Annotated in this window: 13 protein-coding genes and 1 other RNA gene; 8 read left to right on the top strand and 6 right to left on the bottom strand. The window is 66.1% G+C overall.

All coding sequences use genetic code 11. The features are described from left to right. Nucleotides 1–3: 3 nt before the first annotated feature. A complete protein-coding gene (locus BLT78_RS13435; protein WP_090349444.1) occupies nt 4–441 on the top strand; it encodes a YqaA family protein in 438 nt (145 codons plus the stop codon). Between the two features lie 100 nt (nt 442–541). Beyond that, nucleotides 542–778 (top strand): DUF2789 domain-containing protein, encoded by a 237-nt coding sequence (locus BLT78_RS13430; RefSeq protein WP_090349443.1) that lies wholly within the window; start codon nt 542–544, stop codon nt 776–778. Between the two features lie 63 nt (nt 779–841). Here the strand turns inward: BLT78_RS13430 and ahpF are convergent, their stop codons facing one another. Continuing rightward, complete coding sequence (ahpF, locus tag BLT78_RS13425; RefSeq protein WP_090349442.1) at nt 842–2398, bottom strand: alkyl hydroperoxide reductase subunit F; 1557 nt, start codon at nt 2396–2398, stop codon at nt 842–844. A gap of 122 nt (nt 2399–2520) precedes the next feature. Continuing rightward, a complete protein-coding gene (gene ahpC, locus BLT78_RS13420; protein ID WP_090349441.1) occupies nt 2521–3084 on the bottom strand; it encodes an alkyl hydroperoxide reductase subunit C in 564 nt (187 codons plus the stop codon). A gap of 235 nt (nt 3085–3319) precedes the next feature. Here ahpC and ssrA point away from each other — a divergent pair. Continuing rightward, nucleotides 3320–3671, top strand: a transfer-messenger RNA (tmRNA) gene (gene ssrA / locus BLT78_RS13415). A gap of 153 nt (nt 3672–3824) precedes the next feature. Here ssrA and BLT78_RS13410 read toward each other — a convergent pair. Then, entirely contained in the window at nt 3825–4274 is a 450-nt protein-coding gene (locus BLT78_RS13410) for a bacteriohemerythrin (RefSeq protein ID WP_090349440.1), read from the bottom strand. Between the two features lie 314 nt (nt 4275–4588). Here BLT78_RS13410 and BLT78_RS13405 point away from each other — a divergent pair, with 314 nt between their 5' ends. Further along, the gene (locus BLT78_RS13405) at nt 4589–5089 is read left to right on the top strand and encodes an LEA type 2 family protein (protein ID WP_172830794.1); all 501 of its coding nucleotides are present in this window, start codon (nt 4589–4591) and stop codon (nt 5087–5089) included. A 12-nt stretch (nt 5090–5101) separates the two neighbouring features. Here BLT78_RS13405 and BLT78_RS13400 read toward each other — a convergent pair whose 3' ends face one another. Further along, nucleotides 5102–5293 (bottom strand): hypothetical protein, encoded by a 192-nt coding sequence (locus BLT78_RS13400; protein ID WP_090349439.1) that lies wholly within the window; start codon nt 5291–5293, stop codon nt 5102–5104. A gap of 80 nt (nt 5294–5373) precedes the next feature. Next, on the bottom strand, nt 5374–6003 hold the full coding sequence (locus tag BLT78_RS13395; RefSeq protein WP_090349438.1) for a TetR family transcriptional regulator: 630 nt from the start codon (nt 6001–6003) through the stop codon (nt 5374–5376). A gap of 146 nt (nt 6004–6149) precedes the next feature. On the opposite strand from BLT78_RS13395, the gene BLT78_RS13390 reads away from it, so the two are divergent. Continuing rightward, nucleotides 6150–7352 carry a multidrug effflux MFS transporter gene (locus BLT78_RS13390; RefSeq protein ID WP_090349437.1) on the top strand — a complete coding sequence of 401 codons (1203 nt, stop codon included), beginning with the start codon at nt 6150–6152 and terminating at the stop codon, nt 7350–7352. Nucleotides 7353–7444: 92 nt separating this feature from the next. On the opposite strand, the gene rpsT is transcribed toward BLT78_RS13390, so the two are convergent. Then, nucleotides 7445–7714 carry a 30S ribosomal protein S20 gene (gene rpsT, locus BLT78_RS13385; RefSeq protein ID WP_090211787.1) on the bottom strand — a complete coding sequence of 90 codons (270 nt, stop codon included), beginning with the start codon at nt 7712–7714 and terminating at the stop codon, nt 7445–7447. 161 nt (nt 7715–7875) lie between these two features. On the opposite strand from rpsT, the gene murJ reads away from it, so the two are divergent. The 3 genes from murJ (at nt 7876) to ileS (ending at nt 13283) form a co-directional block, all read left to right on the top strand. Further along, the gene (murJ, locus tag BLT78_RS13380) at nt 7876–9423 is read left to right on the top strand and encodes a murein biosynthesis integral membrane protein MurJ (RefSeq protein WP_090349436.1); all 1548 of its coding nucleotides are present in this window, start codon (nt 7876–7878) and stop codon (nt 9421–9423) included. A gap of 84 nt (nt 9424–9507) precedes the next feature. After that, nucleotides 9508–10455: a bifunctional riboflavin kinase/FAD synthetase gene (gene ribF / locus BLT78_RS13375; protein ID WP_090349435.1), complete on the top strand. Its 948-nt coding sequence runs from the start codon at nt 9508–9510 to the stop codon at nt 10453–10455. Continuing rightward, nucleotides 10452–13283: an isoleucine--tRNA ligase gene (ileS, locus tag BLT78_RS13370; RefSeq protein WP_090349434.1), complete on the top strand. Its 2832-nt coding sequence runs from the start codon at nt 10452–10454 to the stop codon at nt 13281–13283. Before ribF ends, ileS begins: the two co-directional genes overlap by 4 nt. The last annotated feature ends 113 nt before the right edge of the window (nt 13284–13396 follow it).

Below are 13396 nucleotides of genomic sequence, written 5' to 3'. Positions count from 1 at the left end.
ATCATGTTCGATCTGTCCGTCTATCTCGGCCTGTTCCTCACCGCCTTCGGCGCCGCCAGCCTGCTGCCTCTGCAGTCCGAGGCGTTGCTGGTCGGCCTGCTGCTCGCCGAACAGCACCCGGTGCTGAGTCTGCTGGCGGTGGCTACCGCCGGCAACGTGCTCGGCTCGCTGCTCAACTGGCTGCTCGGCCTGTACCTCGAGCGCTTTCGCCACAAGCGCTGGTTCCCGGTGCGCGAGCAGCATCTCGAGCGCGCCCAGGGCTGGTACCAGCGCCACGGTCGCTGGTCGCTGCTGCTCAGCTGGCTGCCGGTGGTCGGCGACCCGCTCACCGTGGTGGCCGGGGTGATGCGCGAGTCGTTCTGGATCGTGCTGCTCTGTGTCACCCTGGCCAAGGGCGCGCGCTATGCGGCGTTGACGGCGGTCACCCTCGGCGTCAGCTGACGCGCGGACGACACCCCGTCGCTTGTCCGGCAGCCTCGGCGAGGCTGGGCAATACTCTGTGCTGATCCCATCCACCCCACGGGCATAGCCGGAGGACTCCATGGACCAGCCGATCCACGCCTTCCATCACCTGTTCGAGCAGCTGGGGCTGCCCAACGACAACGCCTCGATCAAGGACTTCCTCGAGCGCCACTCACCGCTGGCGGAGGATGTCCAGCTGGCCGATGCGAGCTTCTGGACGCCCGCCCAGGCCGCCTTCCTGCGCGAGGAGATTCTCGAGGACGCCGACTGGGCCGAGGTGGTCGACAACCTCAATGCGGCGCTGCGCGCCAAGTAGCGCGGCGGAAACGCCAGCGCCGCCCCTCCGGCGGGAGAGGGCGGCGCTGGCGGGGCAGGTCGATCAGCCCTGACGGATCAGGTGGTCGAAGGCGGAGAGCGCGGCCTTGGCCCCCTCGCCGACGGCGATGACGATCTGCTTGTACGGCACGGTGGTCACGTCGCCGGCGGCGAACACGCCGGGCACGCTGGTCTGGCCCTTGGCGTCGACCACGATCTCGCCGAAGCGGGAGAGCTCCAGGGTGCCCTTCAGCCAGTCGCTGTTGGGCAGCAGGCCGATCTGCACGAAGATGCCTTCCAGCGCGACCTCGTGTACCGCGTCGTTGTGGCGGTCCTTGTAGACCAGCCCGGTGACCTTCTGGCCGTCGCCCTGCACCTCGGTGGTCTGCGCCATGGTGATCACGGTGACGTTGGCCAGGCTGCGCAGCTTGTTCTGCAGCACCGCGTCGGCGCGCAGCTGCTCGCCGAACTCCAGCAGGGTGACGTGGGCGACGATGCCGGCCAGGTCGATGGCCGCCTCGACGCCGGAGTTGCCGCCGCCGATCACCGCCACGCGCTTGCCCTTGAACAGCGGGCCGTCGCAGTGCGGGCAGTAGGCCACGCCGCGGCCTCGGTACTCCTGCTCGCCCGGCACGTTCATCTCGCGCCAGCGCGCGCCGGTGGCGAGGATCACGGTCCTGGCTTTCAGCTCGCCGCCGTTGTCGAACTGCACGGTGTGCAGGCCGTCGCCGGTTTCGGCCGGGATCAGCTTGCTGGCGCGCTGCAGGTTGATGATGTCGACCTCGTACTGGCGCACGTGCTCTTCCAGCGCGCGGGCCAGTTTCGGGCCTTCGGTTTCCGGCACCGAGATGAAGTTCTCGATGGCCATGGTGTCCAGCACCTGGCCACCGAAGCGCTCGGCGGCGACGCCGGTGCGGATGCCCTTGCGCGCGGCGTAGATGGCCGCCGAAGCGCCGGCCGGGCCGCCGCCGACCACCAGCACGTCGAAGGCGGTCCTGGCGTTGAGCTTCTCGGCGTCGCGGGCGCCGGCGCCGGTGTCCAGCTTGGCGAGGATCTCCTCGACGCCCATGCGGCCGGCGCCGAAGGATTCGCCGTTGAGGTAGACGCTCGGCACCGCCATGATCTGGCGCTGGTTCACCTCGTCCTGGAACAGCGCGCCGTCGATGGCCACGTGCTTGATGCGCGGGTTGAGCACCGCCATCAGGTTGAGCGCCTGCACCACGTCCGGGCAGTTGTGGCAGGACAGCGAGTAGTAGGTTTCGAACTGGTAGTCGCCGTCGAGCGCCTTGATCTGCGCGATCTGCTCGTCGGAAATCTTTGGCGGATGGCCGCCGACCTGCAGCAGGGCCAGCACCAGCGAGGTGAACTCGTGGCCCAGCGGGATGCCGGCGAAGCGCGGGCCGATCTCCTGGCCGTCGCGGCGGAAGCCGAACGAAGGCTTGCGGGCGTCCTGGCCTGCGGTGTTCAGGGCGATCTTGTCGCTCAGGGCGTTGATGTCCTCGAGCAGGGCGAGCAGCTCGCGGGACTTCTCACCGTCGTCCAGGGTCGCGACGATCTCGTAGGGCTGGGTGACCTTTTCGAGGTAGGCCTTCAACTGGGTTTTCAGGTTGGCATCCAACATGGCGACGGTATTCCTTTGGCGAAATTCGGATATGAAAATGCCCGGGCGGATCCCACCCGGGCATTCAGGCAGCGCGAGGGCCGGGTAGCAGCCCTCGCGACGCGACAACCTCTGGAGGTTGCTTAGATCTTGCCGACCAGATCCAGCGACGGGGTCAGGGTCTCGGCGCCTTCCTTCCACTTGGCCGGGCAGACCTGGCCCGGGTTGGCGGCGGTGTACTGGGCGGCCTTCAGCTTGCGCAGGGTCTCGCTGACGTCACGGGCGATCTCGTTGGAGTGGATCTCCAGGGTCTTGATCACGCCTTCCGGGTTGATCACGAAGGTGCCGCGCAGGGCAAGACCTTCTTCCTCGATGTGCACGCCGAAGGCGCGGGTCAGCTGGTGGGTCGGGTCGCCAACCAGCGGGAACTGGGCCTTGCCGACGGCCGGGGAGGTTTCGTGCCAGACCTTGTGGGAGAAGTGGGTGTCGGTGGTGACGATGTACACCTCGGCACCGGCCTTCTGGAATTCGGCGTAGTTGTCAGCGGCGTCTTCGATCTCGGTCGGGCAGTTGAAGGTGAAGGCAGCCGGCATGAAGATCAGCACGGACCACTTGCCCTTCAGGGACTCCTCGGTGACCTGGATGAACTCGCCGTTGTGGAAAGCGTTGGCCTTGAACGGTTGAACCTGGGTGTTGATGAGGGACATTCACTGAACTCCTTCAGGGGGTTGAAAGCTTGTTGACGGGGTGCATCCTACCCGCGGCAGTAGCTTAGGCATAATTGATTGCAAAAATCAGCAGGATCGTTTTTGCCTATGGCCGCGGCACCCGCGTCGGTGCCCGTCCTCCGGTCGGTCGGGCGGCTGCCAACTGTACCGCAGACTTGGCCGCAGGGAACCTTTGCCGTACACTGTGCTCCAACCTAGCAAGCAGAAGTACCCAGGGGCCGATTAGGATTCGACGCCGGTTACAAAACTTGAGGGGCATGCCGAGCTGGTAACAGAACTCGTAAATTCGCTGTTACAAACTCATAGTTGCCAACGACGACAACTACGCTCTGGCGGCTTAATGCCCCAGCAGTCTCCAGGGGATGCCTGTAAACCCGAAGAGACTGTCAGATAGAACAGGATCGCCGCCAAGTTCGCTGTAGACGTAACGGCTAAAACTCATACAGCTCGCCCAAAGCACCCTGCCCGTCGGGCCGCAATGGGTTAACTCAATAGACTGGGATAAGCATGTAGAACCGATAGCGGAGAGCTGGCGGACGGGGGTTCAAATCCCCCCGGCTCCACCAAACCCTGACACAAAGCCCCGGATATCCGGGGCTTTGTGCTTTCTGCGGTGCCGATCGGCGGCATCGGCCCGGTCCCGCGAGCCCTTGCGGGGATCCTCTTTCCCGTTGGTCCGCACGGCCCCTGATGGCGGCCGGTGCGGATGTTCGCTGCCTTCAGCCGAAGATCTTGTTGATCATCCGCGCGACGAAGCCGCCTTCCAGATCGCGCTTGACGTAGTTGACGTAGTGCTTGTCCTCGCAACGGATGTGGTTGGTCAGCCACAGGCCGATGTCGCCGCGTACCTCGCGGGCCAGGCGGATCGGGTCTTCGCCGTTGTCGAAGCGGTCGAGGTAGGCGTGGGCGCGTTCCTTGAAGCGCTCGTGCACGTCGTGGTGTGCCTGCAGCATCGGATAGCCGGCCCGCTCCATCAGGCTTTCTTCGAAGGTGTTGTGGGAGATGGCGTAGTCGATGAGCGAGCGGATGACCTTTTCGATCGCCGTGATGGAGCGCTGCGAGATCGCCTGGTCGATCTCCTTGAGGTATTCGAAGATCCGCTTGTGTTGCTCGTCGATGATGTCGATACCCGTCTCGAAATCGGCAGTCCAGTTGATCGCGATAGCCATGGTTCTTCCTCGTGATGGCTTAAGGGTGTTGTCTGAAAGGTGACATTGCACCGCCAAGGCAAAAGCAAATCGGATGCCACTTGTAAGTGTGTGGTCTTTTCCTGGGGGGCGATCTGGCAGCTGGGCCTTCATGCCCCTTCTCGCCAGCGTCGCATCAGTCTAGATCGACGGTTGTGACCATTCGTGGTGCACTGTCGGGCTTTTCGGGCGCCGTGCCGTGGGCGAGATGTGCACCGCTTGCGGGCAGGCATGGGCGCACGGGGCGATACTTGTGCTGGTCATGGATCCGTCCACCGTCCGAGAGGTTCTCGCTCATGTCCGTTGATGCTGTCCTGTCGCGCGCCCGCTGGTATCGCCTGCTGCTGGCAGGCATGACGCTGTTCGTCCTGGGTGGCTGCGCCGGCTTGGGCGGGCGCGATCCGCTCAATATCCATCTGGTCGGGCTCGACCCTTTGCCCGGTGAAGGGCTGGAGATGCGTTTTGCCCTCAAGCTGAGGGTGCAGAACCCCAATGACCGCGAACTGCCATACGAGGGGGTGGCCGTCGAACTGCGCGTCAATGATCGTCCGCTGGCCAGCGGGGTCAGCGACCAGCGCGGCAGCGTGCCCCGCTTCGGCGAAACGCTGCTGGTCGTGCCGGTGAGCATCTCGGCATTTTCGGCGGTGCGCCAGGCGCTGGGGTTGACGGAGCCTGAGCGGCTGCATCGGGTGCCCTACGTACTGCGTGGCAAGCTCGGTGGCGCGCCTCTGGGCAGTCGCCGTTTCAGCGATAGCGGGACGTTCGATCTCGGTGCGCTCGGCAGGGTGGCGCGCTGAACAGCGGTTTCTTCAGCCGGCGAGGTCCCAGATGGTGTCGTCCTGGAGTGCGCGAGTCGGAATGTAGCGCGGCTTGCCGCTGACCTCTTCCAGTTCGGTGAGGCCGGCGAGCTCGCTGACGATGCGATAGCGCTTGCCGGCAGTCTTGTCCTGGAGCGGGTACAGCTCGGCGATCTGTTTGGCGAGTTCGGTGAGGGTCGACATGGTGCTGCTCCGTGAATCGATGGCAGCTATTTACCCCGCGGCGGTTACAGTCGTGCGAACCCGCGATGAACAGTGTGCGATCAGGGGGTGGCAGGCCAGTCGCGGACCAGGCCGCGGAGCAGGGCGTCGATCATCAGCGGGGCGTCGCGCTCGACGTCGAACAGTCCGGAGTCGCGCAGCCAGTCGCTGAGCATGCCGACGACCAGGCCGTGCAGGGCGAGGGCCGCCAGTCGCGGCGATTGCCCCGGGGACAGGCGCCCCTGGCGGGCTGCTTGCGCGAACAGCTCCTCGCACAGGTCGATGAACTGGTTGACGAAGGCCTCGTGGCGTTCCTGGGCGTGGCGCAGTTCGTCGGTGAATTCGCAGCGGTGCAGCAGGATGGTGAAGATCCGCCGTTTCTGCGGGTTGTGTTTCAGGCCGGTCATGGCCTGCACGCACAGTTCACGCAGGGTGAGCAGCGGGTCGTGATCGGTGCAGTGCGCCAGTCGGGCGACCATCTGCTCCGGAGGCAGGCGCACCTGCTCGAGCATGGCGTGGAACAGGTCGGCCTTGTTGGCGAAATGCCAGTAGAGGGCGCCACGGGTGACACCGGCGGCGCGGGCGATCTGCTCCAGGGAGGTGTGCGCCACGCCTTGCTCGAGAAACAGACGCTCGGCCGCGGCGAGCAGTTCGCAGCGGGTTCGTTCGGCTTCTTCTTTGGTGCGGCGCATCCGTGAACCTCGACAGGCGGGGGAGTGTCGCGGGGCGACAGACAGGCTAATTATCGTGGACGTATTTACAAACGTGGGTGAATGTATCTAAAAATGACCGCCTCGTGGTGCGCTTCCGATGGCGCCCGTTCCTGCCCGGAGTGCTGATGTCCCTGCGAATCCTGCTGATCCTTGGTGCCCTGACGGCGTTTGCGCCGCTGGCCATCGACTTCTACCTGCCGGCCTTTCCGGCGCTGGCGCGTTTCTTCGCCACCGACGTCGAGCATGTCCAGCTCAGCCTGGCGGCCTACTTCGTCGGTCTGGCCGTCGGTCAGCTGCTTTATGGTCCGCTCGCGGACCGCTTCGGTCGGCGTCGGCCGCTGCTGTTCGGTGTCGCCCTGTTCACCCTGGCCTCGCTGGCCTGCAGTCTGGCGCCGAGTCTGGAGTGGCTGGTGGCTGCGCGTTTCGTTCAGGCGCTCGGTGGTTGCGCGGGGATGGTGATTTCGCGGGCGGTGGTGCGCGACCTGTGCGATCCGGTGGCCTCGGCGCGGGTGTTCTCCCGGCTGATGCTGGTGATGGGGCTGGCGCCAATCCTCGCTCCCCTGCTGGGCGGCTTCCTGCTGCAGCACTCGGGCTGGCAGGCGATCTTCGTCGGTCTCGGCCTGTTCGCGGCGCTCTGTCTGCTGCTGGTGTACTGCCATCTGCCGGAGACTCGCCCGCAGGAAGCGCCTCCGGCACCGCTGGGCGGAGCCTGGCGGCAGTACCGGCTGCTGCTGGCGGATCGCGTGTTCATCGGTCATGCGCTGACCGGCGGTCTGGCGATCGCTGCGATGTTCACCTACATTGCCGGCTCGCCTTTCGTGTTCATCGACCTCTACGGGGTGCCGGCCCAGCAGTACGGCTGGCTGTTCGGCAGCAACGCGGCAGGTTTCATTCTGGTTGCCCAGTTCAATTCCCGTCTGTTGCGCGAGCGTGGTCCGGCCTTCTGGGTGCCGCGTGGCGTGGCCTTCTATCTGTTCTGTGCATTGGCGCTGTTGGTGGTCGCGGCGCTGCAGCCGGCGGAGCTGTGGCCGTTGCTGCCGCCCTTGTTCGGCTGCATCGCGATCCTTGGGCTGGTGATGCCGAACACCTCGGCCTGTGCGATGGCCGGGCAGGGCAGCCATGCCGGCAGCGCCTCGGCGCTGCTCGGCAGCCTGCAGTTCGGCATCGCCGCGCTGGCGGCGGCGCTGGTCGGTGTGCTGCACGATGGTACGGCGCGGCCGATGGCGCTGGTGATGCTGGTCTGCGCCGGCGGTGCGATGCTGGCGGCCTGGCGCACGGCACGCTACCAGGCGGCGCCGCGTGTGGATCTCGCCTCGGAGCAGGCCTGACGGGGCAGGGCGCTCGCCACGCGCGAGCGTCCGATACTTTTCTGCGGGCAACAAAAAACCGGCCGAAGCCGGTTTCTTGTCGGAACAGAAGCTTAAGCCTGGGCGAGGGCCTTGATGTGGCCGTTCAGGCGGCTCTTGTGACGAGCAGCTTTGTTCTTGTGGATGATGCCCTTGTCGGCCATACGGTCGATCACCGGCACAGCCAGGGTGTAGGCGGTCTGAGCCTTGGCCAGGTCTTTGGCGTCGATAGCCTTGACCACGTTCTTGATGTAGGTACGCACCATCGAGCGCAGGCTGGCGTTGTGGCTGCGGCGCTTCTCAGCCTGTTTGGCGCGTTTTTTGGCGGAGGGGGAGTTGGCCACCGTCGAGCTCCTCGAAAACTGGGGATACCAAGTAAATAAGGCCGCGAATCATGCCGATGCCGGTAGGCATTGTCAAGGGGCAGTGGCGGCCGCTGGATGCTGGTCGGACGGGCTGGCGCTGGCTTAAACTCGCCGACCTTTGCAGGGGTGGGGATTAAAGCATGTCCGGCGAGTCTGCCAAAAGCGGTTTATTGCGCTCCAGCGCAGTGGTCAGCGTGATGACCCTGCTGTCCAGGGTGCTGGGCATGGTGCGCGACATGGTGGTGGCGGCCTATTTCGGTTCGAGTCCGGCGGCGGATGCCTTCTTCATTGCCTTCAAGATTCCCAACTTCATGCGCCGCCTGTTCGCCGAGGGCGCCTTCGCCCAGGCCTTCGTACCGGTGTTGTCCGAGTACCGCGCGCAACGCAGCCTGGCTGAGGTCAAGCAACTGGTCGATCGGGTGGCCGGGACCCTCGGTCTGACCCTGACCGCGATCACCGCGCTGGGCGTGGTGGCCTCGCCCTACCTGATCATGCTGTTCGCCCCGGGGTTTCGCGGCGAGCCGGAAAAGCTCGCGTTGGCCGGCGAGCTGCTGCGCATCACCTTTCCCTATCTGCTGCTGATCTCGCTGACCGCCTTCTGCGGCGGCATCCTCAACAGCTACGGGCGCTTCGCCGTGCCGGCCTTCACCCCGGTGCTGCTCAACGTCTGCATGATCGGCGCCACTGTGTTCCTCACGCCCTACTTCGACCAGCCGGTGATGGCGCTGGCCTGGGGGGTGTTCATCGCCGGTCTGGCCCAGTTGCTGTTCCAGCTGCCGTTCCTCGCGCGCATCCGGCTGCTGCCGGTGCCGCGGCCCAATCGCCATGACGAGGGGGTGAAGCGGATCATGACGCTGATGGTGCCGGCGCTGTTCGGGGTGTCGGTCAGTCAGATCAACCTGTTGCTGGACACCGTGCTGGCCTCCTTCCTGCAGTCCGGCAGCGTGTCCTGGTTGTACTACGCCGACCGTCTGTCGGAGCTACCGCTGGGCGCCTTCGGTATCGCCATCGGCACGGTGATCCTACCGAGTCTGTCGCGCCAGCACGCCGGCGATGATCCCAAGGCGTTCTCGGCGACCATCGACTGGGCGCTGCGCATGGTCCTGCTGGTCGGCGTGCCGGCAGCGCTGGCTCTGGCCATCCTTTCCGAACCGCTGATCGCCAGCCTGTTCCACTACGGCAAGATGACCGAGACGGACGTGGTGCAGGCGGCCAACGCGCTGGAGGCCTACTCGCTGGGCGTGCTCACCTTCATGCTGATCAAGGTGCTGGCACCGGGCTTCTTCGCCCGTCAGGACCTGAAGACGCCGGTGCGCATCGCCGTGCAGTGCATGGTCGCCAACATGGCGTTCAACCTGATCCTGATCTGGCCGCTGCAGCACGTCGGCCTGGCGCTGGCCACCTCGCTGTCGTCGATGCTGAATACCGTCCTGCTGTTCTGGGGGCTGTACAAGGCGGGTGTCTACCGCCCGGCGCCGGGCTGGGGGCTGTTCGGCCTGCGCCTGCTGGCTGGCTGCGCCGCCATGGTGGCGCTGGTCTGGTGGCTGAACGCGCCCTCGGTCGAGTGGTTCGCCTGGGGCTGGCAACGTCGCGCCGGCGAGCTGAGCCTGCTGGTGGGGGGCGGCATCGTCGCCTACGTGGGGGCCATGGTCCTGCTGGGGCTGCGCATGCGCCACCTGCGTCACTGAGTGTGGGGCGGGGGACAAACAGGGCCTACGCCTGATCCCCATTGCATGGGTATAATCGACCACTTTGTAAACAAGACGCGTGCTATGCAGCTGGTCCGAGGTCTCCATAACCTGCGGCCCTCTCACCGGGGCTGTGTTGCCACCATCGGCAATTTCGACGGTGTACATCGCGGGCACCAAGGGGTGCTGGCGCGACTGCGCGAGCGCGCGGCAGAAGCCGGTCTGCCCAGTTGCGTGGTGATCTTCGAGCCGCAACCGCGCGAATTCTTCGCTCCGGACAGTGCGCCGGCGCGGATCACCAGCCTGCGCGAGAAACTCGAGCTGCTGCGCGAGGTCGGTGTCGACCGGGTGCTGTGCCTGACCTTCAACCGCCGCCTGCGCGAGCTGTCCGCCGAGCAGTTCATCCACCAGATCATGGTCGAGGGGCTGGGCGTCTCGCACCTCGAGGTGGGCGACGACTTCCGCTTCGGCAAGGGCCGTACCGGCGACTTCGCCCTGCTGGTCGAGGCCGGAGCGCGCGAGGGGTTCACCGTGGAGTCGGCCGCCACCATCGAGCTGGACGGCGAGCGGATCAGCAGCACGCGGGTGCGCGAGGTACTCGCCGCCGGCGATTTCGCCGCGGTCGAGCGTCTGCTCGGGCGTCCCTACCGGATCAGCGGGCGCGTGCTGCATGGTCAGAAGCTCGGCCGCCAGCTGGGTGCGCCGACCGCCAACCTGCAGCTCAACCGTCTGCGCCCGGCGCTGCAGGGCGTCTATCTGGTCAGCACCGAGGTGGATGGCCGGCGCTGGCCAGGGGTGGCCAACATCGGTACGCGGCCGAGCGTGAAGGGCGACGGCCGCGCCCATCTCGAAGTACATCTGCTGGACTTTGCCGGTGATCTCTATGGCCGGCGTCTGGTGGTGCAGTTTCACCGCAAGCTGCGCGACGAACAGCGTTTCGCCTCCCTGGAGGCACTGAAGTCGGCGATCGCCGCGGACATCGCCGCCGCCCGTGCCCACTGGCAGGGTCAACCGTTAGAGAACCTGAAATGACCGACTACAAAGCGACCCTGAACCTGCCGGAAACGGCATTCCCGATGAAGGCCGGGCTGCCGCAGCGCGAGCCGGAAACCCTCAAGTACTGGGGCGACATCGACCTGTACGGCCAGTTGCGCGCCCTCGGCGAGAGCCGACCGAAGTTCGTCCTGCACGACGGCCCGCCCTACGCCAACGGCAACATCCACATCGGCCATGCGGTCAACAAGGTTCTCAAGGACATCATCGTCCGCTCCAAGACCCTCGCCGGCTACGATGCGCCCTACGTGCCGGGCTGGGACTGCCACGGCCTGCCGATCGAGCACAAGGTCGAGGTCACCCACGGCAAGAACCTGCCGGCGGACAAGACCCGCGAGCTGTGCCGCAGCTACGCCAGCGAGCAGATCGAGGGGCAGAAGGCCGACTTCATCCGCCTCGGCGTGCTCGGCGACTGGAGCAACCCGTACAAGACCATGAACTTCGCCAACGAAGCCGGCGAGATCCGCGCCCTGGCCGAGATGGTCAAGGGCGGCTTCGTGTTCAAGGGCCTCAAGCCGGTCAACTGGTGCTTCGACTGCGGCTCGGCGCTGGCCGAGGCCGAGGTGGAATACCAGGACAAGAAGTCCGACGCCATCGACGTGGCCTTCGCCATCGAGGACGCCGGCAAGCTGGCCGAAGCCTTCGGTCTGGCCGAGCTGGCCAAGCCGGCCGCCATCGTGATCTGGACCACCACCCCGTGGACCATCCCGGCCAACCAGGCGCTCAACGTCCACCCCGAATTCGACTACGCGCTGGTCGACACCGGCGCGCGCCTGCTGGTGCTGGCCGCCGAACTGGTGGAAAGCTGCCTGGCCCGCTACGGCCTGGCGGGCGAGGTGGTCGCCACCACCAAGGGTGCCGCGCTGGAGCACATCCGCTTCCGTCACCCGTTCTACGCGCGCTTCTCGCCGGTGTACCTGGCCGAGTACGTCGAACTGGGCGCCGGCACCGGCATCGTCCACTCGGCGCCGGCCTATGGCGAGGACGACTTCCGCTCCTGCAAGCATTACGGCATGAGCAACGACGACATCCTCAATCCGGTGCAGAGCAACGGCGTCTACGTCGCCGACCTGCCGTTCTTCGGCGGCCAGTTCATCTGGAAGGCCAACCCGCAGATCGTCGCCAAGCTGGAGGAGGTCGGCGCGCTGCTCAAGCACGAGGGCATCCAGCACAGCTACATGCACTGCTGGCGGCACAAGACCCCGCTGATCTACCGCGCCACCGCGCAGTGGTTCGTCGGCATGGACAAGCAGCCCGAGCAGGGCGCCACCCTGCGCGAGCGCGCGCTCGACGCCATCGAGCAGACCGAGTTCTATCCGGGCTGGGGCAAGCCGCGCCTGCACGCGATGATCGCCAACCGTCCCGACTGGTGCATCTCGCGCCAGCGCAACTGGGGCGTGCCGATCCCGTTCTTCCTGCACAAGGCCAGCGGCGAGCTGCACCCGCGCACCGTAGAGCTGATGGAGCAGGTCGCCCAGCGCGTCGAGCAGGAAGGCATCGAGGCCTGGTTCAAGCTGGACGCCGCCGAGCTGCTCGGCGCCGAGGCTGCCGACTACGACAAGATCAGCGACACCCTCGACGTCTGGTTCGACTCCGGCACCACCCACTGGCACGTGATGCGCGGCTCGCATCCGATGGGCCACGACCAGGGTCCGCGCGCCGACCTGTATCTGGAAGGCTCCGACCAGCATCGCGGCTGGTTCCACTCGTCCTTGCTGACCGGTGCGGCCATCGACGGCCACGCGCCGTACCGCGGCCTCTTGACCCACGGCTTCGTGGTCGACGAGAACGGCCGCAAGATGTCCAAGTCGCTGGGCAACGTCATCGCCCCGCAGGAAGTCACCGACAGCATGGGCGCCGACATCCTGCGCCTGTGGGTGGCCTCCAGCGACTATTCCGGCGAGATGGCGGTGTCCAAGCAGATCCTCCAGCGCAGCGCCGACGCCTACCGGCGGATCCGCAACACCATGCGCTTCCTGCTCTCCAACCTCAGCGGCTTCAACCCGGCTACCGACCTGCTCGAACCGTCGCAGATGCTGGCGCTGGATCGCTGGGCGGTGGATGCCGCCGCGCAGCTGCAGGGCGAGCTGAACGAGGCCTACGAGCAGTTCCGCTTCTGGAACGTCTACTCGCGCGTGCACAACTTCTGCGTGCAGGAGCTGGGCGGCTTCTACCTGGACATCATCAAGGATCGCCAGTACACCACCGCCGCCGACAGCCAGGCACGCCGCTCCTGCCAGACCGCGCTGTTCCATATCGCCGAGGCGCTGGTGCGCTGGATCGCGCCGATCCTCGCCTTCACCGCCGAGGAGATCTGGCAGTACCTGCCGGGCGAGCGCAACCAGTCGGTGTTCCTCAACACCTGGTACGACGGCCTGTTCGAACTGGACGCTGGCGAAGAGCTGGGCCGCGAGTTCTGGGCCGAGGTGATGGCGGTCAAGGCCGCGGTCAACAAGGAGCTGGAGAACCAGCGCAACGCCAAGACCCTCGGCGGCAACCTGCAGGCCGAGGTCACCCTGTACGCCGAGGAAGCGCTGGCCGCCAAGCTGGCCAGGCTGGGCGACGAACTGCGCTTCGTGCTGATCACCTCCGCCGCCAGCCTGGCACCGCTGGCCGACGCCCCGGCCGATGCGGTGGACAGCGAACTGGCCGGCCTCAAGCTGCGCGTGGTCAAGTCCGCGCACGGCAAGTGCGTGCGCTGCTGGCACTTCCGCGAGGACGTCGGTCAGCATGCCGAGCATCCGGAGCTGTGCGGCCGCTGCATCGACAACGTGCACGGTGCAGGCGAGGTGCGCGAGCATGCCTGATCGCCTGCCGATCCAGGTAGGGTGGGCAACGGCGCAGCCTTGTCCACCGTGTGTGCCGATGGACGGTGGACAAGCGCTGCGCGCGTTGTCCACCCTACGGCACGCGGAGGGGT

This window comes from Pseudomonas oryzae, assembly GCF_900104805.1.
Taxonomy (GTDB): Bacteria; Pseudomonadota; Gammaproteobacteria; order Pseudomonadales; family Pseudomonadaceae; genus Geopseudomonas; species Geopseudomonas oryzae.
This window is presented reverse-complemented; position numbering and strand designations above follow the sequence as displayed.